This window comes from Mycobacterium sp. NGS64 (genome assembly GCF_059812245.1).
Genome location: NZ_JCALCI010000002.1, coordinates 285,184 through 303,499 on the forward strand (window position 1 = coordinate 285,184; position 18,316 = coordinate 303,499).

At 67.4% G+C, this 18,316-nt stretch carries 18 protein-coding genes and 2 pseudogenes; 7 read left to right on the top strand and 13 right to left on the bottom strand.

The window, feature by feature from the left end:
• Positions 1 to 126: 126 nt before the first annotated feature.
• The 5 genes and pseudogenes from AC5Y4S_RS09645 to AC5Y4S_RS09665 form a co-directional block, all read right to left on the bottom strand.
• The gene (locus AC5Y4S_RS09645) at positions 127 to 861 is read right to left on the bottom strand and encodes an SDR family NAD(P)-dependent oxidoreductase (RefSeq protein WP_500032384.1); all 735 of its coding nucleotides are present in this window, start codon (positions 859 to 861) and stop codon (positions 127 to 129) included.
• Entirely contained in the window at positions 858 to 1,298 is a 441-nt protein-coding gene (locus AC5Y4S_RS09650; protein ID WP_068130008.1) for a VOC family protein, read from the bottom strand. Before AC5Y4S_RS09650 ends, AC5Y4S_RS09645 begins: the two co-directional genes overlap by 4 nt.
• A 108-nt stretch (positions 1,299 to 1,406) precedes the next feature.
• Positions 1,407 to 1,955 (bottom strand): YceI family protein, encoded by a 549-nt coding sequence (locus tag AC5Y4S_RS09655; RefSeq protein WP_500032385.1) that lies wholly within the window; start codon positions 1,953 to 1,955, stop codon positions 1,407 to 1,409.
• A gap of 97 nt (positions 1,956 to 2,052) precedes the next feature.
• Positions 2,053 to 2,283 carry a dsRBD fold-containing protein gene (locus tag AC5Y4S_RS09660; RefSeq protein WP_500032386.1) on the bottom strand — a complete coding sequence of 77 codons (231 nt, stop codon included), beginning with the start codon at positions 2,281 to 2,283 and terminating at the stop codon, positions 2,053 to 2,055.
• A 222-nt stretch (positions 2,284 to 2,505) separates the two neighbouring features.
• Positions 2,506 to 3,334 (bottom strand): annotated as a pseudogene (locus AC5Y4S_RS09665) (SDR family NAD(P)-dependent oxidoreductase).
• Between the two features lie 112 nt (positions 3,335 to 3,446).
• Here AC5Y4S_RS09665 and AC5Y4S_RS09670 point away from each other — a divergent pair.
• Positions 3,447 to 4,718, top strand: coding sequence for a serine hydrolase domain-containing protein (locus AC5Y4S_RS09670; protein ID WP_500032387.1), 1,272 nt, complete (start codon positions 3,447 to 3,449; stop codon positions 4,716 to 4,718).
• Here AC5Y4S_RS09670 and AC5Y4S_RS09675 read toward each other — a convergent pair.
• Together AC5Y4S_RS09675 and AC5Y4S_RS09680 are read right to left on the bottom strand one after the other, a co-directional pair.
• Entirely contained in the window at positions 4,715 to 5,941 is a 1,227-nt protein-coding gene (locus AC5Y4S_RS09675) for a cytochrome P450 (protein WP_500033279.1), read from the bottom strand. The genes AC5Y4S_RS09670 and AC5Y4S_RS09675 overlap by 4 nt on opposite strands.
• A gap of 11 nt (positions 5,942 to 5,952) precedes the next feature.
• On the bottom strand, positions 5,953 to 6,975 hold the full coding sequence (locus AC5Y4S_RS09680; protein WP_500032388.1) for an LLM class F420-dependent oxidoreductase: 1,023 nt from the start codon (positions 6,973 to 6,975) through the stop codon (positions 5,953 to 5,955).
• Positions 6,976 to 7,115: 140 nt separating this feature from the next.
• Here AC5Y4S_RS09680 and AC5Y4S_RS09685 point away from each other — a divergent pair, with 140 nt between their 5' ends.
• The gene (locus tag AC5Y4S_RS09685) at positions 7,116 to 8,612 is read left to right on the top strand and encodes an acyl-CoA carboxylase subunit beta (protein WP_500032389.1); all 1,497 of its coding nucleotides are present in this window, start codon (positions 7,116 to 7,118) and stop codon (positions 8,610 to 8,612) included.
• On the opposite strand, the gene AC5Y4S_RS09690 is transcribed toward AC5Y4S_RS09685, so the two are convergent.
• From AC5Y4S_RS09690 to AC5Y4S_RS09710, 5 genes are read right to left on the bottom strand one after another with little or no spacing between them, the layout of a single operon-like run.
• Positions 8,609 to 9,667: a TIGR03857 family LLM class F420-dependent oxidoreductase gene (locus tag AC5Y4S_RS09690; RefSeq protein WP_500032390.1), complete on the bottom strand. Its 1,059-nt coding sequence runs from the start codon at positions 9,665 to 9,667 to the stop codon at positions 8,609 to 8,611. The two genes, AC5Y4S_RS09685 and AC5Y4S_RS09690, sit on opposite strands and share 4 nt — an antisense overlap.
• Entirely contained in the window at positions 9,664 to 10,044 is a 381-nt protein-coding gene (locus AC5Y4S_RS09695; protein WP_500032391.1) for a nuclear transport factor 2 family protein, read from the bottom strand. The genes AC5Y4S_RS09690 and AC5Y4S_RS09695 overlap by 4 nt, the downstream gene beginning before the upstream one ends.
• Positions 10,044 to 11,162, bottom strand: a complete 1,119-nt coding sequence (locus AC5Y4S_RS09700; RefSeq protein WP_500032392.1) for an alpha/beta hydrolase family protein — start codon at positions 11,160 to 11,162, stop codon at positions 10,044 to 10,046. Before AC5Y4S_RS09700 ends, AC5Y4S_RS09695 begins: the two co-directional genes overlap by 1 nt.
• A 19-nt stretch (positions 11,163 to 11,181) precedes the next feature.
• Positions 11,182 to 12,801, bottom strand: a complete 1,620-nt coding sequence (locus tag AC5Y4S_RS09705) for a flavin-containing monooxygenase (protein ID WP_500032393.1) — start codon at positions 12,799 to 12,801, stop codon at positions 11,182 to 11,184.
• Positions 12,791 to 13,255, bottom strand: coding sequence for a nuclear transport factor 2 family protein (locus AC5Y4S_RS09710; RefSeq protein WP_500032394.1), 465 nt, complete (start codon positions 13,253 to 13,255; stop codon positions 12,791 to 12,793). Before AC5Y4S_RS09710 ends, AC5Y4S_RS09705 begins: the two co-directional genes overlap by 11 nt.
• A gap of 83 nt (positions 13,256 to 13,338) precedes the next feature.
• Here AC5Y4S_RS09710 and AC5Y4S_RS09715 point away from each other — a divergent pair, with 83 nt between their 5' ends.
• From AC5Y4S_RS09715 to AC5Y4S_RS09735, 5 genes and pseudogenes are all read left to right on the top strand, one after another.
• Positions 13,339 to 14,331: a Rieske 2Fe-2S domain-containing protein gene (locus AC5Y4S_RS09715; protein ID WP_500032395.1), complete on the top strand. Its 993-nt coding sequence runs from the start codon at positions 13,339 to 13,341 to the stop codon at positions 14,329 to 14,331.
• Positions 14,315 to 14,426 (top strand): annotated as a pseudogene (locus AC5Y4S_RS09720) (hypothetical protein); the annotation flags it as partial. The gene AC5Y4S_RS09715 and the pseudogene AC5Y4S_RS09720, both read left to right, overlap by 17 nt.
• 1 nt (position 14,427) lies before the next feature.
• On the top strand, positions 14,428 to 15,045 hold the full coding sequence (locus AC5Y4S_RS09725; RefSeq protein WP_500032396.1) for a cysteine hydrolase family protein: 618 nt from the start codon (positions 14,428 to 14,430) through the stop codon (positions 15,043 to 15,045).
• Positions 15,042 to 15,656: a PaaI family thioesterase gene (locus tag AC5Y4S_RS09730; protein WP_500032397.1), complete on the top strand. Its 615-nt coding sequence runs from the start codon at positions 15,042 to 15,044 to the stop codon at positions 15,654 to 15,656. Before AC5Y4S_RS09725 ends, AC5Y4S_RS09730 begins: the two co-directional genes overlap by 4 nt.
• A gap of 8 nt (positions 15,657 to 15,664) precedes the next feature.
• The gene (locus tag AC5Y4S_RS09735; RefSeq protein ID WP_500032398.1) at positions 15,665 to 17,317 is read left to right on the top strand and encodes an acyl-CoA synthetase; all 1,653 of its coding nucleotides are present in this window, start codon (positions 15,665 to 15,667) and stop codon (positions 17,315 to 17,317) included.
• Positions 17,318 to 17,320: 3 nt separating this feature from the next.
• On the opposite strand, the gene AC5Y4S_RS09740 is transcribed toward AC5Y4S_RS09735, so the two are convergent.
• The gene (locus tag AC5Y4S_RS09740) at positions 17,321 to 18,151 is read right to left on the bottom strand and encodes an SMP-30/gluconolactonase/LRE family protein (protein ID WP_500032399.1); all 831 of its coding nucleotides are present in this window, start codon (positions 18,149 to 18,151) and stop codon (positions 17,321 to 17,323) included.
• Positions 18,152 to 18,316 lie beyond the last annotated feature (165 nt).

The window sequence follows — 18,316 nt, forward strand, 5'->3', positions numbered from 1 at the left end:
ACGTTGATTGTGAATCGTGGGCATTGTATGTGAGCTGTGGGCGGGCAAATCGCCAAAACCCCGCCCTGGGCACACATTGAAAGCCGCCACCGCATACTCAAAACCCTGAATACACTCTCGGCGCAACTATTTGCCTTTGCCGCCCATCACCCGCTGCGTTTGGCCGTACGCGTCGATCGGGCTGTGTAGCGCCAGGCCGCCGTCGGCGTGCACGACTTGACCTGTCACCCAAGGCAATTCCAGGACGCCCACGATCGCCCCGGCCACGTCGGTGGCCTCGCCGAGGCGGCCGAACGCCGTGCGCTCGGACAGCCCTTCCACCCAGCCCGGCAGTTGCTCCGGTTTCGCCAGCATCGGTGTGCGGGTGACACCAGGCCCCACGGCGTTCACCCGGATGCCGTGCCCGCCCCATTCCGCGGCGGCGACCTTCACCAGCATGTTCACACCGGCCTTGGACACGCAGTAGGCGCCCATGTCGCGGTCGACGAGCGTGCCGCTGATGCTCGACACGGCAACGATGGAGCCGCCCACGCCGGCGTCGATCATGGCCCGCGCCCCGGCGCGGAGGGTCAGCCAGGTTCCGGTGAGGTTGACGGCCAACACCCGTTCCCATTCCGCGAGTGGCTGTTCGAGCAGCATGCCCGACGCCCCGATTCCGGCACAGGTCACCATCCGGGTGGGCACACCGTGGTCACGCACGGTTTGTTCCATCGCCGCCGACACCGCGTCGGGATCGCTGACGTCACAGGCGATGTCGCCGCCGGACAGGTCCCACACCACCACGGCGTGACCCGCCTCGCGCAGCCGTGCGGCTACCTCACGCCCGATGCCCGACGCGCCGCCGGTCACCAGGGCCGTCACTGCGGGGACCCGATCAGCTCGACCAGCACCCCGTCGGGCGCGGTGATCACCGCCATCGGGACGGTCTTGCCGCCTGGGGCCGGCACGCCGATGCGGCGGACGCCGTCGGCGAAACCCAGCGCCGCCAACGTGGTAAGCGTCTCGTCGACCTCGCGCTGCAGGGAGAGCAGGAAGAATCCGTGCCGCGGTCGCCCCGCTGGTGCTGAACCGTCGTCGGCGCCGTCGAAGACGACCAATTCGACGATCCCGGTGTCGGGGGCCTGCGGGTCGCCGAGGAATATCGAGCGCAGCCGATCGGTCTTGGCGCCGAAGAGTTCTGGCCAGTCGCCGGTGAAGGTGTGGTCGAACAGTTCGGCGAATCCCAGGCCGTCGCGCCAGAACTTCGTCGAGCGTTCGACGTCGGAGGTACAGATCGCGGCGTGGTGAATACCAGGCATACGCCCAGATTAGGCGTCACCTCAGTTCGAATGCGAGACACGTCTTCTGGACGCGCCGGGCCGATCATTCGACACGAATTCCGGCCCGGCGTCGTCACCAGGGCGGCCTCAGGACTGCTTGACCGCCTCGATCTCCAGGGTGACCGTTACCTTGTCGGCGACGACCACACCGCCGGATTCCAGCGGCATGTTGATGTCGATGCCGAAGTCCTTGCGGTTCAACACCACCGACGCCTCGAAGCCAGCGACTTCGCCGTGGCCCATGCCCGGATTGACACCGAAGAATTCGAGGTCCAAGGCGACCGGCTTGGTAATGCCCTTGATGGTCAGGTCGCCGCGGAGCACATAGCTATCGCCGTTCGCCTCCACCGAGGTGGAGGTAAATGTCGCGACCGGGTACTTGTCGACGTCGAAGAAGTCGGTCGACTTGAGGTGGGCGTCGCGTTGGGCGTTGCCGGTGTTGACGGAATCCACCGCGATCTCCGCGTACACGGACGGTGTGCCGTCCTCGGCGATGGCGATCGCTCCGCTGAAGTTGCCAAAGCTGCCTCGCACCTTGCTGACCATCAAATGGCGTACCCAGAAGTTGATCGAGGAGTGCACCGGGTCGATCGCCCACGTGCCGGAAGTGACCTGCGTCGTTGCGGTTGCAGTCATGTTTGTCCGTCTTTCCTGTTCGGGGCGGCGGCCTGCCCGACGCCCTCGCAGGACTAATCGGACCGTAGTCCGATTTTATTCCTCGCTGGTCGGGGCGCTACCGCCGTCCGGGCCCAGCGGTCGCGGTGGGCTGGGATAGCGCGGCAACCTGATCCGCCAGGTCCGACAACGCCCGCGCGGTCGCCAGCTCCTCGCGGGCCTCGCGCCCCAGACGGTCGGCGGGGTGACGGTAAGCGATCCCTACCCCGGCCAGATGCGCGCTACCCCATCGCAGCTCGACCTTCGCGCATGTCCTTCCGTGGTGCTCGTCGAGCGCTAGCGTGATCATCGGTTGCGTAGCAGAATTCGGGCGACTGGCGTGGTACATGCACCGATCATGCTGCGGGACAGAGTCACTTTCCCGCTCATCCAGCGGCGTGCCGCGTACTGATGACTTTGGTCCCACCGGCAACTGCCAATGGCACTTCACGGTGCCGTGCGAGCTCGAGCGTCACGCCAGCGTGGCGCTCGACAGCGACAGTCACGCCAGCGTGGCGCTCGGCAACCCCACCTACGCGATCTTCGCCGCCGTGCGATCCCACAGCTCGCGCGCGAGGTCGGCGTCGTAGGCCGCGCGGTGGGCCTTCGCGAGCTTGCCCTTCGCGTAATACTCGCCGGACCTCCAATCCACTCCGGGGGTGCTCGACGCCAGCCAGACCAACTGGTCGGCCCCCTCGTCCGCGCTGGAGATGAACCGGGTGATGATCGGCACGCGGTACTTCATGAAGAGGATGGGCCGCGAGCCGGATGCGTCGCCGAAGTTGGTGTTGACATAGCCCGGGTGAAACGTCGCGGACGACACTCCCGCCGCGTGGTATCGCCGGTGTAATTCCTTGGTGAACAACACGATTGCCAGCTTGGTCAGGGCGTAGGCGGTGCTAGGCCGGCGTCGGGCGGTGTTCTCCAGATCGGTGGCGCGCACGCGGGGAAGCAACTTGTGTGACGAGCTGGTCGTGTTGACGACCGTGGCGCGGGAATCGACGAGCACGTCCATCAACCGCGTGGTCAGCAGAAACGGCGCCAGGTAGTTGACTTGATAAGTCATTTCGTGACCCGTCTCCGGTCGTCTGGACCTCGGTGAACATGCCGCCGGCATTGTTGGCCAGCACGTCGACACGCGGGTAGGTGGAGCGGATTTTGTCCGCCAGGTCCCGCACCTGGGACAGGTCGGCGAAATCGGCCACGAAATGGTCCGCGCCCAACTCCGCGGCCACCGCGGCGGTCTTGCTCGGCGAGCGTCCCACCACGACAACGTTCTCGCCGCTCCGATGTAACCGGCGGGCCGCCGCGGCGCCGACGCCGTCACTGGCGCCGGTGATGACGATCGTCCTGCGCGTCATTGCCAAGTCCTCCCGGGGGGAGTGTAGTGAGCGCCATTGACCATGGACGAGTGATTGGCCACTGTGGATCAGTAAGCGGTTCGCTCAGCCTTCGGAGGGGAAAGGCAGCCAGATGAACGGCATTTCACGCCGCGAGTTCGGGCGCCTGGCCGCCGATGTCGGCATGCTCGGCGCCGCTGGAACGCTGGCCGCGTGTGGTTCGCCGTCGGCGCCGCCCCGCGCGGAGCCGACCGAGACCGCCACCCCGATCCCGGACAGCCGGAGCCGGCCGATCAGGCTGACCCAAGCCGACCTGGACCGGATTATCGGCGACCACGCCCAAACGCTGCGGGACCATCTGCGATCCAAGGCCCCCGGCCCTGACTACGCAGTCGCGGTGGCGTTCGCATACCCGAACCACGAATTCACCCGCTTCTATATGTACGGGACGGTGGCCGAAAAGACCCCGCCCACCCCGCGAACGATTTTCTCGATCGGGTCGATCACCAAGACCTTCACCGCAACGCTGTTCGCTGACGGCGCGGCGATGCGCCCGGACTGCTTCGACTGGGACGCGGGCATGCAACGTTATCTGGGCCGCTACCTGGGCAATCCCGGCGACCTGAGCCCGACGATGCGGCAGATTACTCCGCGAATGCTCGCCCAGCACACCTCTGGTCTGGCGCGCGATTCCACCGGCCCGCAGGACGGCGTCGGCCTGTTTCTCAAGGATCCGGCCGCGCCGCCGCCCCGGCTGGTGGATGTGTGGCGGACCCATGACGGCCCGCCGCCGGGAAGCTGCTGGGTCTATTCCAACCTTGGTTTCGTCACCCTGGGCTACGCCGCCGTCGCCGCCTACGGTTGCGCTGGTGCGGGGGCGTCTAATGCGGGGCTGCTGCGAGATCGGATCACCGGACCGCTGGGCATGCCCGACACGATGACGGTCGTACCGGACGACGCCCCGGTGGCGCGCGCGTATCCAAACGGCCGAGAGGTGTCGTCCGACGCCGCCTCGGACATCAAGTCGTCGGCGGCGGACATGCACACCTGGCTGCTGGCGCAACTAGGGGCGGTGAACGGACCGCCGACCCTGATCAAGGGCATCGCGACGGCGGTACAGCCCACGCCGTTGTCGGTCGACGTCTGCGGGAAAACCCAACGCGGCCCGGCCAACATGGGCCTGGCGTGGCAAGTCGAATCCGGTCCGCCACAGATCATTTGGAAGGATGGCCTGACATCCGTGGGCGGCTGCTCGAGCTGGATCGGCTTCACTCCGCCGGGTCCCCACCAGGAACCGTTGGGCATCGCAATCCTGGTCAACGGCTATTGGGACAAGGACGGGCCAGCGGTGATCGCCGACAACCATGGGCCCGCGATGCTCAGGCAGATCTCCGCCGCTCTCTAGCTGGGAGTCAGCGAGTAGCGCACCGGCAGGTGCTTCAGGCCGCCGACGAAGGTGGTGGCCATTAGTTCCGGATCGCCGGTCAGCTCGATGGATTTCAGTCGGGGCAGCAGCTCGGAGAAGAAGCTGTTGACCTCCATGCGGGCCAGCGCCGCGCCCATGCAGAAGTGCACGCCGTAGCCGAAGGCCAGGTGTTTGTTCGGGTCGCGCCCGACGTCGAACCGAAACGGGTCGTCGAAGACGTCCTCGTCGCGGTTGGCCGAGACGTAGGACAGCAGCAGGGAATCCCCTGCGGCGATGGGGATTCCGCGCACGGTCGTGTCCCGCGCGGCGGTCCGCATGAACTCCTTGACCGGGGTGACCCAGCGGATCATCTCCTCGGTGGCCAGCGGCATCAAGTCGAGGTTGCCGCGCAGGCGCTCGCGCTGGTCGGGGTTCTCGATGAGCGCCTGCATGCCGCCCGAGATGGTCGCGCTGGTGGTGTCGTGTCCCGCAGTGGCGACGATGAGGTAGTACGAGACGGTGTCGATGTCCGAGAGCGGTTCGCCGTCCACGCGCGCGTTGGCGATCGCCGACGCCAGGTCCTCGGTCGGGTGCTCGCGTCGGGCCGCCGTCACGCCGTTGAAGTATTCGAACATGTCGAACAACGCAGGCAGCTGATCCTCGTTCGTGGTGCCGCGTTTGAATTCGGAGTCCTCGCTTCCGAACAGCTCCTGGGTCAGTTTGAGCATGCGGGGAAAGTCGGCCTCCGGCAGCCCCAGCAGCGACATGATGACGTAGAGCGGGTAGTTGACCGCGACGTGCTGGACGAAGTCGCACTCGGGGCTTGCCGCCATCATCTTGTCGACATAGATCTTGGCCAACTCGTCGACCCGAACCTTCAACGCCCGCATTGCCTTTGGGCGAAACCAGTCCGAGCCGATCGCGCGCACCACCCGGTGCTGCGGATCGTCGAGGTGGATCAGGGTTCGCACGCCCACGGCGAGCGCCTGCTCGTCGCCCTCCCGCGTCGTCAGGACCGGGCGCGGCCAGTTGGTGAACAACGTGTTCTCGCGCTCGATGTCCATGATGTCGGCGTGTTTGGTGATCGCCCAGAACGGCTTATAGTTCGGCACGTCGACCCACGACACCGGGGCTTTCGCCCGCAGGTGGGTCAGCGCCGCGTGCAGCCGCGGCTCGTCGGTGTAGGCCAACGGATCCGTCAACAGCTTGGCGGCGTCGTCCATCGTCGGCGTGGTCACTGGCGAAACTCCTTCATTGCGGCGCTAATACAGTTTTGCGAGGCGGTCATAAAGATCGGCAGGACCCGATCGACGACGTTCGCACAGCGGTCTTTCAGGGCGGTGCCGACTTCCCCGGCCGGGCCGACGACGGCGAAGGTCGCCAGCATTTCGTCGTCGATCAATGCAGCCATGGCGTCCCACTCCCCCTGCTTGGACAGCCGGTTCAGCTCCTCGTGCCGGTCCTCCCAGCCGTGCAGCTCCAGCACCTTGCGATAGGCCGGAGTCGATCCGTAGAAGGCGATCTGCTTGCGCACCGCGGCCGTGGCCGTCTGCAGCTCGGCGTCATTTTCGCCGGTGGCCACCAGCACTTCGGCCGACAGCTCGATGTCCTTGCGGTCGCGGCCCGCTCGCTGCAACCCACGCAGCAGCGCCGGGGTGGTGACCTCGGTGATGTACCGCTTCGACACCATCGGGTGACCCAGGTGGCCATCGGCGACCTCGCCGCACATTTCGGTCATCGCTTCACCGACCGCGGCCACGAACACCTTCGGCGGCGGGAAGGGCTGGGACTCGGGCGTGAACATCGGGGTCATGATCTTGTGGGTGTAGAAGTCGCCCTCGAAACGAAGCTGGGTGCCGTCGCGCCACGCCGTCCAGATCGCGTGCAGCGCCGCGACGAATTCCCGCATCCGGCGCGCCGGATGGCTCCACGGCATGCTGAACCGCTTCTCGATGTGAGGCTGGATCTGGGTGCCCAGGCCGAGGATGAACCGGCCCTGCGAGAACGCCTGCAGGTCCCAGCCGATGTTCGCGACGATCATCGGGTTCCGGGCGAAAGCCACGGCGATGTTGGTGCCGACATCGAGCCGCGACGTGTGCTCGGCGGCCAGCAACAGCGGCAGAAAAGGGTCGTGACTGGTTTCCGGGGTCCATCCCCCGTCGTACCCCTGCTCTTCCAGGACTCGGGCGGCCTCCGCGGCCCGCGCCAGCTGATTGGGGATGCCCCCGTCGATCTTGAGGCGAGGGCCGTCAGACATGCGGGTAACTTTACAGTAAGCAATCCAGTATGTGACCCTGCTGGTGTTGTGGCGATCGCAAGCGCGGCGTAGCCGGGCGCAGCGGGTCGCCACCGCCGGACCCGGCGCACGATGGATCTCCCGTGAGGTAGGACATAGGCATGACAAAACCCCCCGATTGGCAGGAGACGCTCGACGACCTCGACCGTCGCCGGCGGCGCGCGTGGGGCATGGGCGGACCCGAACGCCTCGACAAGCACCGCGGCAAGGGCAAGCTCGACGCCCGCGCACGCATCGACCGGCTCGTCGACCCGGGAACCTTCCGCGAGATCGGCACGCTGGTCGGTGGCGAGATCGCAGCCGACGGGCTGGTCGTCGGCTCCGGCTCGATCAACGGTTCGCCGGTGATGTTGGGCTCGGAGGACTTCACCACCATGGCCGGCAGCATCGGCCCCGGTGGCAACTCCAAGCGCTACCGGATCGCCGAATTGGCGCTGCGCGACAAGATTCCCCTGGTGATGCTGCTCGAAGGCGCCGGCTTTCGCCCCGGCGGTGGACATTACGGCCGCACCCCGACCGACCTGCTCTCCCAGGCGCAGTGCTCGGGCCGGGTGCCAACCGTCGCCGCCGTGCTGGGCCCGTCGGCCGGGCATGGCGCTCTGGTCGCGCCCGTCTGCGACTTCCGGATCATGAGCACGCAGGGCGCGATCTTCACGGCGGGGCCGCCGGTCGTCAAAGAGTCGACCGGAGAAGAGATTTCGAAGGAAGACCTCGGCGGGCCCGTCACCGCCTTACCGAGCGGGGTGATTCACAACGTGGCCGAGGACGACGAGGCCGTCATCGCGGACATCCGGCGGTACCTGTCGTATTTCCCGCCGAGCGCGTGGTCATACCCGGCGCCGCTGCCGCCGGACGAAGCCAGCCAGCCTCGTGCGACACCCGAACTGCTGGACATCGTCTCCCGCGACAACCGCCGCGTCTACGACATGCGCGGGGTGCTGGACGTGGTCTTCGACCGGCCCGACTGGTTCGAAGTCCAGCCGCAGTACGGCAAGGCGATCATCTGCGCGTTGGCCCATCTCGGTGGGCACCCGGTCGCGGTCGTCGCGAATCAGCCCAACGTGCTCGCGGGCTCCATCGACGCCGCCGCCGCGGATAAGGCGGCGCATTTCATCCTGGTGGCCGACTCGTTCCACCTGCCCATCGTGTTCCTCGCCGACAACCCCGGCATGTTGCCCGGCAGCCGGTCCGAGCGCAGCGGCGTGCTGCGCGCCGGTGCGCGGATGTTCGCCGCACAGACCGCAGCGACCACGATCAAGCTGCACGTCACTCTGCGCAAGGCATACGGATTCGGCTCAATGGTCATGTCGCTGTTGGGTTTCGACCACCAGAGCGCGACCTTCGCCTACCCGGGCGCGACCATGGGCGCCATGAGCGCGGCGGCGCTGGGCCGGGCGACGCATGCCGGGGAGGACACCACCGCGAAGCTGCGGGACGCCGAGTTGCAGGCGTCCTATCGCTCGGCCGAACATCTGGGATTCGACGAGCTCATCGATCCCCGCGAAACCCGTGACGCCCTGCTGGGTTCGCTGCTTCGCGGCCTGTCCAGTCGTCAGGCCGCGGCCGAGCCGGTCAGCCGGACGGTCATCCTGCCCTAGCGGGCTATGTATGCGCCGCCGGCTCGGTAGGCCGCGACGACGGGTTCGAGCTCGTCGGGCGTCGCGCCGTGCATGATCACCGCGTCGGCTCCGTAGTCGAATTCCTTGCGGATGCGGTCCACGCATTGCTGGGCGGACCCGGTCGCGGAGGGTTCCAGCCACTCGTCGGGGATCAGCGTCGCGATGTGCTCGATCTGCTCGGGCGTGGCCTTGTGGTCGATCCCGCCGGCGATCGACGTCACCACCGGGTCCTCCCGAAAGCGCTGCAGCACAGCGGGATCCCACTCGTTGGTCTGCACCAGCAGATCGCCGTACCCCTGCAGATACGTGGCCAGGCGCGCCACGGTCTTCTTCAGCCGCAGCTGTTCGGGAAGGTGGTCGCCGACCGTGGCGAAGCACGACCACACCCGTACGCTGTCCGGGTCGCGGCCGGCCTTTTCCGCGGCGGACTTGACGGTCGCCACGCAGCGCTGCAACGTCTCCGGGGTGAAGTAGGTGTGCAGGACGACATCGTCGAAGACCCGGCCGCCGAGCGCCAGCGTGTTCGGTCCGAACGCCACCAGCGCCAGGCGAATGTCCTCGTCGAAGTCCGGGTCCAGGAACAGGATCGGGTATTTCCCCATCGGCCCGTCGTGGTTGAAGATCAGCTCCCCGTGCCACAGCCGGCGCATGACCTGGGCCCAGTCCTCCATCTGCGCGGTCGTCACGGCCGGGATGCCGAACGCCCCGTAGATCGCGGCGATGCCGCGGCCGACACCCAGGGTAAATCGCCCGCCGGAGAGCCGATGCATGGTGGTCGCCCACGATCCGGTGATCAGCGGATGGCGAGTGTTGTGATTGGTTGCGGCGGTGGCGATCTGCATCCGGCTGGTCACTGCGCACGCCGCGCCGACGAGCGACGACGCCTCCTTGACGTTCCAGCGCTCGGAGATGAACGCGGTGCCGAAGCCCAGCTCCTCGCCGCGGCGGGCCTCGTCCATGAGCGTCGCGGGCCCCTCGCCGCCGGCCCCGGCGAGCAGGTAGTAGCCCAATTCGTCAAGCGCGCGCTCGCTCAATTCCAAACCCCTTGCTGGTAGCCGCAATTCCACACCTCGGTGATCCTGCCGGCGACGACGCGGAACACCTCGATGCTGGCGACGTTGGTCTCGGTGCCGTCCTTGGTGGTCATCGACGAGTCGTAGACGAGCGCCACGTGCTCGCCGTCGTCGCCGGCGACCACGATGTTGAGGTCGAAGCGCAGCTTGTCGAAAATCTCCCAGAGGTCCTTGATCCGGTTGACCGCCTGCTCGCGGGTCAGGGCGTGTGCCTCACCGACCTCGTGCCGGATGACGGTGTCGGCGAACAACTCCTCGGCCAGGTCGTAATCGCGTTCGTTCCAGACCACCAAGTTGTATAGCTCGACGACTTCGCGGGCCGTCCGCATTCTCGCCATCAGCCGGCCACAGCACTCAGAAACCGCTCGGTGACCGCCTGCACCCGCCGGGAAAATATGTGACCGACGTGGCTGCCGTCGTACCAGAACAACTGGCCGCCCCAGCGTTCCTGCAACGCGACCGCCGGCTCGCGCATCGCCATCCGGTCGTGCCAGGCCCCGACGATCAGCCGACGGTGCGGTGGTGGCGCCGGGTCGGCCCGCAACGGGTCGATCACCGAGGTCAGCTTCGCGACTTCCGGCGAGCCCAACACTTCGCGGAACCCCGCACGCGACTGCCCCCAGCGTCCCAGGTGCCGCGCGATCATCGCGTTAAGCCCGAGGATCGGGGTGTACAGCGCCACCGCGTCGATCTGCCGCTCCAGGTGCGAAACCAGCGCGGCCACCGGGGTGCCCATCGAAATCCCCGCCACCACAACGGCGGTGGCCTGCGGCTGCACCCAGCGCACTACGGCGCGGACCTCCGAGACCGACCGCATCATGCCCGCGACGTTGCCCAGGGGATCCACGTCCGGATAGGCCGGCCATTCCCGGCGCCGGCTGCCATGGCCGGGCTGCACCGGCATCGCGACGTTGAACCCCAGCGTGTGATGTATCCGGCCGATCCGGGACAGCAGCAAGTCTTCCGTGCCGCCCTGACCGGCGCCGTGTACCCAGACCAGCCACGGCCGCGGGCCGTCGCGATGCCGGCACAGGTGCACCACCGCGCGGGCCGGCCCGCCGAAGCCTTCGGCCTCGAGCGTCGGCGGCAGCGCGGGATCGTGTTCGAACGTCATCCGCTCGTATTCCAGTCGGGCGATCCGCCGCCGCCATATCGACGTCGCGCGCAACGGTTTTGGCTCGGCATGCGCGCCGTCGATGCCGAGGGCCGACAACTCCTCGGCCGCCGCGCTGCACGAGTTGACCGGCCGCATCTCCGCCGGGTCGCCACCCAGCAGCGAAAAGCCGCTCAGCACAAGCTCGTCCAGCATCACCTCGCCAAACTGGCGCAGGCCGCGCCGGGACACCGGCACCCAACCGGTCGATTCGTTCAGGCCGGTCACGGTGCGGGGCAGCAGCATGCTCAGCTCGCGGGCCACTTCCCTGGAGAGCCCCAGCCCCCGCGTCGCCCATGACATACCGATCACCTCGTCCCGGCTAGGTCAGCTTGAACCCGATGTATCCGCCCGCCGCGATCTCGTCGCAGCGGCGCCGGTATTCGGGAATTCCGCCGGTATAGCCCATGTACATCCGTTTCTTGCCGGGCACGTTGCCACCGTTGTACCAGGAATTGCACGACGGGTGCACCAAAACCGTCGGAGCCACCAGCGCGGTGGTGTGGTCCATCCACTCCTGTTGTGCGGCGGGCAGGGCCTCGATGGTGCGGATGCCGCTGGCGCGCAGATGCGCGATGCAGTCGCCGATCCACTCCACGTGCTGCTCCAGCGCGGCCACGAAGTTGGTTGCGGCGCTGGGGCTCCCGGGCCCCTGGACCGTGAACAGGTTGGGGAAGCCGGCGACCGCCAAACCGAGGTAGGACAACGGCCCCTGGCCGGCCCAGAATTCGGCGAGCGACATGCCGTCCCGGCCGCGGACGTCGATGCGGCTCAGCGCGCCGGTCATGGCATCGAACCCGGTGGCGTAGACGATCACGTCGAGTTCGTACGAATCGTGCGCGGTGCGGATGCCGGCCGGTGTCACCTCGCGGATCGGCGCCGTGCGGAGGTCGACGAGCGTTACGTTGTCGCGATTGAACGTCTCGTAGTAGCCCTGGTCGATGATCGGTCGCTTGCAGGCGAAGGGATGCTCGGGCACCAACGCGGCCGCGGTCTCCGGGTCCTTGACGATCCGCGCCACCGCCTCGCCGTAGAGCTTGGCGGCCATCCGGTTGGCCTCGATGTCGAAGAAGATGTCGCCCCAACTCAGCGCGCCCAGTATGCCGTTCTCCTCGACGGCGCGCAGTTGCTCCTCGCGCGTCGCCGACTTCAGTTGCGGCCTGCCGAGCATCCCGAGCAGCACCGAGAACGCGCTCAGCCGCGCCGCCCCGACGGGGTGGGCCCGCTGGGCCGCCCGGATCTCGTCGTAGCGGCCCTTCATCTCGTCGAGCTCGCCGGGCTCGAATCGCCGCACCCGCCACGGCAGGGTGTACGCCGGCGAACGCTGAAAGACGAAGAGCTGCAAGGCTTCCTCGGCGACGATGGGGATGAGCTGAACACCGGTCGAACCGGTTCCGATGACGCCGACGCGCTTCCCCGTGAGGTCGAAGCCCTCCTTCGGCCAGCGGCTGGTGAACAGCGGCGTTCCGGCAAAGGTGCCCATCCCCGGGATGTCGGGCTCGAGCGGTGCCGACAGGATGCCGGTGGCGGCGATGACGAACGGCGCGAAAAAGCGCTCGCCAACCGCGGTTCGCACCACCCATGCGGCCGCTTCCTCGTCGAAGGTCATCGCGACGACGTCGGCGCCGAACCGGATGTCGCGCCGAAGGTCCAACCGGTCGGCGACGAAGTTCAGGTAGGCCTCGATCTCCGGCTGGGCCGGCATCGACTCCGTCCACACCCATTCCTGCTGAATCTCGTCGGAGAAGCTGTACGAGTACTCGATGCTTTCGATGTCGCATCGCGCGCCCGGGTATCGGTTGAACAGCCAGGTGCCGCCGACGTTTTCGGCCCGCTCCAGCACCCGGGCCCGGATGCCGAGTTGCCGCAGCCGGTGCAGCATGTACAGGCCGGAGAACCCGGCGCCGATGACCAGGACGTCGAAGGACTCGCTATCCGCCATCGCCACCCCGCATCCGCAGGATGGTCCGCGTCAGATGCAGGGTCTTGATCCGCCAGCTGCCCTCCCGCTTCTCGTAGGTCTCGTGATAGTGACCGGCGCCGTGCAACTCGCGGCCGTCCGCGAAGACCAGCAGGTCCTCCATCGCCCAGATCCCCGTCGCGGTGGTGGCCGAGGTCAGGGTGATCTCCGGGGTGTGGCTTTCCAGGCCAAGGGTTGCATGGTCGCTGACGTTCTCCAGGCCGTCCATCACCATGGGTACGAAGTTGTCGACGCCTTCCAGCGGTGGCGCCGTCTGGGGATCGGCGCCGCCGGCGGATACCGCCATATCGAGGGTGACCACCAGATCGGGCGTGAACACGGCGCGCCACGACTCGACATCCTTGGTGTCCGGGAAACGGCAGTAGCGGGCCTTGAGCTGCCGGATCGCTTCCAGCCCGTCAGCCGCCTGCGTCATCTGTCTCCTTGTGGCTTACCGGACGAACTGCTGAAATCTATACTGTAACGACGTTAGTATCAACGATCGCGGGAGGCGCCGGCGTGAAAGTGCCGTTCACCTGGAAGGTGACCGGGTGGTTCATGGTGGGGTGGTCACCCGAGTTCCCGGTCGGCGAGGTGCGGCCGCTGCACTACTTCGGCGAGGATCTGGTGGCCTACCGGGACGAGCAGGGCGTATTGCACGTGCTGGAAGCCCACTGTAAACACCTCGGCGCCCACATCGGCCACGGGGGCAAGGTGGTCGGTGACTGCGTCGAGTGCCCATTCCACGGTTGGCGCTGGGGTCCCGACGGCACCAACCGCTACATCCCCTATCAGCCCGACCGCCCCAACCGCGCGCTACGGTTGCGGGTGTTTCCGGTCCGCGAGCAGTACGACTGCGTGTTCATCTGGCATCAGCCGGACGGCAAGGAGCCGCAGTGGGAGATGCCGGACATCTTCGGAAAGTTCCCCCAGTTCGAGACCGATCCGGCGGCCTATTATCGCGCCTATCCGGAGTTCTCCCGGCGGGCCGAGCGCGAACCGGTGCACCCGCAGATCGTGGCCGAGAACGCACCCGACAGCGCGCACTTCGAATTCGTGCACCACGCCACGGTGACGCCCCGGGTGCTGGACTGGAAGATCGTCGAACACGAGTGGCAATTCGTCGCCGGTTGGCCGGACGCCGGCAGCGACAACCCCGACGATCTCGCGTTGCGTTTCCACAGCCACCTGTTCGGCCTCGGCGGCGCGATCAGCGTCTTCGAGGGCGCGCAGAATCATCGGCTGATCTTCACCTGCACCCCGGTCGACGACGAATGCTCGGACCTCTTCTACTCGATCTGGTGGCCGCGCATCCCCGGCGACGAGTCCGACGTGCCGGAGGGCAAGCTGCGGGAGGTGATCGAACGGCAGTTCCTGTCCACCGTCTTCGACGACCTGCAGATCTGGCGCTACCAGAGGTACGTGGAACACCCGCCGCTTTCGAAGGTGGACGCGAAAGGCTATATGGCGCTCCGCAAGTGGGCCACGCAGTTCTATGAAGTGCCGGCATGACTGCGCCAGCGACGATGCAGTGGGGGTACCGCCCGCTTGCGGGGGACGAAGCGATGAGGTGGGGGCACCTCCCGCTTGCGGGGGAGAGCGGCGCGCGTGGCTAAGCTCGACGTCCTCGTGGCGCCCGGGCACACCGCGATCGTCACGCAGGAGTGCCAGGGCGCGGTCATCGGTCCGAACGCAGGGCTGCCGGTGCTGGCCGAGGAGGCGCGCCGCGTCGCGCTGCCGAACATCGTGCGGCTGCTGCCGGCCGGGCGGGCGGCCGGGGTGCGCGTGGTGCACTGCCTGGTGCAGCGACGCCCCGACGGGCTCGGTTCCAACCACAACGCCAGGATCTTCGGCATCGGGGGTGGGAACGTAGGCATCATTCCCGGTACCCCTGGAGCCGCCCTGCTACCCGAATTGGGGCCCGAGCCAACGGATTTGGTCCTGAGCCGCTGGCACGGCGTCGGCCCGATGGGCGGCACCGACCTCGACGCGGTGCTGCGCAACCTTGGGGTGTCCACCATCGTCGTGGTGGGCGTCTCGCTTAACATTGCGATCCCCAACGTCGTGATGGACGCGGTCAACGCCGCCTACCGCGTCGTCGTGCCGAAGGATGCCGTGGCCGGCGTTCCCACCGAGTACGGTGAGGCCATCATCGCCAACACGCTGTCGCTGCTCGCGACCATCACCACAACGGACGACCTGCTGCAAGCGTGGGCCCAGCCGTGACCGAAACCGCGCCAGGTGTTCGAGGCGGATTCCCCCAGATCGAGCCGGCCGAGCATGCGCCGCCCGGGCTGGGACGGTTTGTCGCGGCGATGCGCCGCCTGCAGGACCTGACGGTCTCCACGGACAGTTCGCTGTGGAGCAGCGCGGCCGAACACGTCGAAAGCGCCTGCGCGCTGCTGGACGGACACCAGGTTCCCGAGGGCGTGTCGCCGGGCGGGCGGGTCATCGAGCTGCCCGGGCTGGGACATCCGCTGCTGCCGCCTTGGCTGGTCACCGAATCCGGGCCGGACGGCGTCACCATGCACGGGCACTTCACCCGCTCCCACGTGGGCGGGAACAACGCCGTGCACGGCGGCATGATCCCCCTGCTGTACGACTGGCTGTTCGGCATGATCGTCTCGACCGCGGGCGTCCCCCCTACCCGAACGGCCTACCTGCACGTCGACTACCGCCGCATCACGCCGATCGACGAGCCGCTGAGCGCCCAGGGCAGTATCTCGAACGTCGACGGCAGGAAATTCTTCGTAGCCGCTAGCATGACGGCTGCCGACGGCACAGTGCTCAGCGAAGCTAACGGCCTGATGGTTCGCCTGCTACCCCACCAGCCGTGAGAGGCAAGATGTCAGACACCGCAACACAATTCACCGTTCCCGCAGTCGCGACGGCCGTCGCCGCGGCCATCCCCGACCGCGACTTGGTGATCCGGGGCGAACGGCGTTTCAGCTACGCGCAACTGCTCGACCGGGCGAACCGGCTCGCCGCATACCTGCGCTCGCGGGGCCTGGGGTGCCAAACTGAGCGCTCCGCGCTCGCCGGCCACGAGGCGGGTCAGGACCTGCTCGGCCTGTACGCCTACAACGGCAACGAATTCGTCGAGGCGCTGCTGGGCGCGTTTCAGGCCAGGGTCGCGCCCTTCAACGTCAACTACCGCTACGTCAAGAGCGAGCTGCAGTACCTGCTGAAGGACGCCGGCGCGACCGCCTTGATCTACCATGCCGCGTTCGCGCCGCGCGTGGCCGAAATCCTGCCCGACCTGCCGCAACTGCGGGTGCTGATTCAGATCGCCGACGACTCGGGCAACGAGTTGATCTACGGCGCGGTGGATTACGAGACCATCGTCGCGTCCAGTTCGCCCGAACCGCCGCCGCTGCAGCACTCCCCCGACGACCTGTACGTGCTGTACACGGGCGGGACGACCGGCATGCCGAAGGGTGTGCTGTGGCGCCAGCACGACATCTTCATGACGTCCTTCGGCGGGCGAAACCTGGTGACGGGCGAGCCATTCGGCTCCGTCGACGAGATCGTCACCGCGGCCGCCGCGGGCGCCGGCACCAAGTTGATGATCTTGCCACCGCTGATCCACGGTGCCGCCCAGTGGAGCGTGATGACGGCGATCACCACTGGGCAGACTGTCGTATTCCCCTCCGTCGTAGACCATTTCGACGCCGAGGACGTCGTCCGCACCATCGAGCGCGAGCGGGTGATGACGGTGACGGTGGTCGGCGACGCGATGGCGCGGCCCCTGGTTGCCGCCATCGAGAAGGGGATCGCCGACGTGTCGTCCTTGGCCGTGGTAGCCAACGGCGGCGCCCTGCTCACCCCGTACGTCAAGCAACGCCTCATCGAGGCGCTGCCCAACGCCCTGGTCATCGACGGCGTCGGGTCGTCGGAGACCGGCGCGCAGATGCATCACATGTCGATGTCGGGGGCCGTGTCGACCGGCACCTTCAATGCCGGACCCGACACCTTCGTCGCTTCCGAAGACCTCACCGCGATCCTGCCGCCCGGTCACGACGGCATCGGCTGGCTCGCGCAACGCGGCTACGTTCCGCTCGGCTACAAGGGCGATGCGGCCAAGACCGCCAAGACATTTCCGGTAATCGACGGGGTGCGCTACGCGGTTCCGGGCGACCGCGCGCGGCACCGCACCGACGGCGCGATCGAACTGCTGGGCCGTGATTCGGTGACCATCAATTCCGGCGGCGAGAAGATCTTCGTCGAGGAGGTGGAAACCGCGCTCGCGTCGCATCCGGCGGTGGCCGACGTGGTGGTCGCCGGGCGGCCGAGCGAGCGGTGGGGACAGGAGGTCGTCGCGGTCGTCGCCCTGGCCGAAGGCGCGAGCGCCGACGCCGACGAGCTGATCAAGCACGCCGGCGAGTCGCTGGCCCGCTACAAGCTTCCCAAGGCGATCGTGTTCCGCCCGGTGATCGAGCGCAGCCCGTCGGGCAAGGCCGACTACCGGTGGGCGCGCGAGCAAGCGGAGAACGGTTGAAGGCTAGGCCGGCAGCCGAATTTTCAACAGCGCCTGCTGATACGAGGCGGTGACGAGCAGTTCGTCCGCGGAGGCCGCGCCCAGGCACACATTCGTCGGGAGCGCCCCACCGGGCAGCACCACCGCATCCAGGATTTCGCCCGTCTCGGCGACGAGGTCGAGGCGGTCCGCGCCGGTCAGCGCCACCCACGATGCCCCGTCGGCCCGCACCGCCATCCCCGCCGGCCATGCCCGCTGGAAGGTGCACACCACCTCGCCGGCGTGACCATCCAGCGAGCCCGCCGCCCCGATCGGATAGCGCACGAGTTTCGCGGGGGACGTTGCGGTTACCAGCAGCCGCGTCGAATCCGGGCTGAAGCCAAGGCCGTTGATCCAAACCGGCCCGGAGTCGAGGATCAAGTCCTTTTCGCCGGTGACGGGATCGACGGCCCACACCCACCCGCGCTTGCTTTCGTCGGGGTTGAAGAGTTCCATTTCGGCGCGGGTGTCGGTGACCCAAAGTTTTCCGTCGGGACCGATCATGAGGTCGTTCGGCGCGTCCATGCCTTCGGCGAGGTAGTCGACCCGGCCGTCGCGGATGACCTGCACCCCGGGCTCGGCCGCCACGTCGGAGCCGAAATTACCGCCGTTCTGGGCGACATAGATCGACCCGTCGGATCCGCTGCACAGCCCATTGGGCCCGCCGCCGGTATCGATCCTTTCCGGTGCGCCCCCGCCCGGGTCCACGATGTACACGCAGCCGTGGCTGACCGACGCCACCGCCACCCTGCCGTCGGGCAGATTTGTGGGTCCTTCGGTGAATCCCAGACCGTCAGCGATCATTTCGATCGTCATCAGGTCACCTTCTTCAGCGGTGAACAGCTTCGGCGGCCCAGGCCAATAAGTGCTAAGGAACCATGTTACGGAAGACGGTGCCGCCACGGATTCCGACGGGCGACGACCGCCGATGTCGTCAACCGCGTCCTCACCGCCAAGGGACGGTCGCGCTGGTCGCGTACC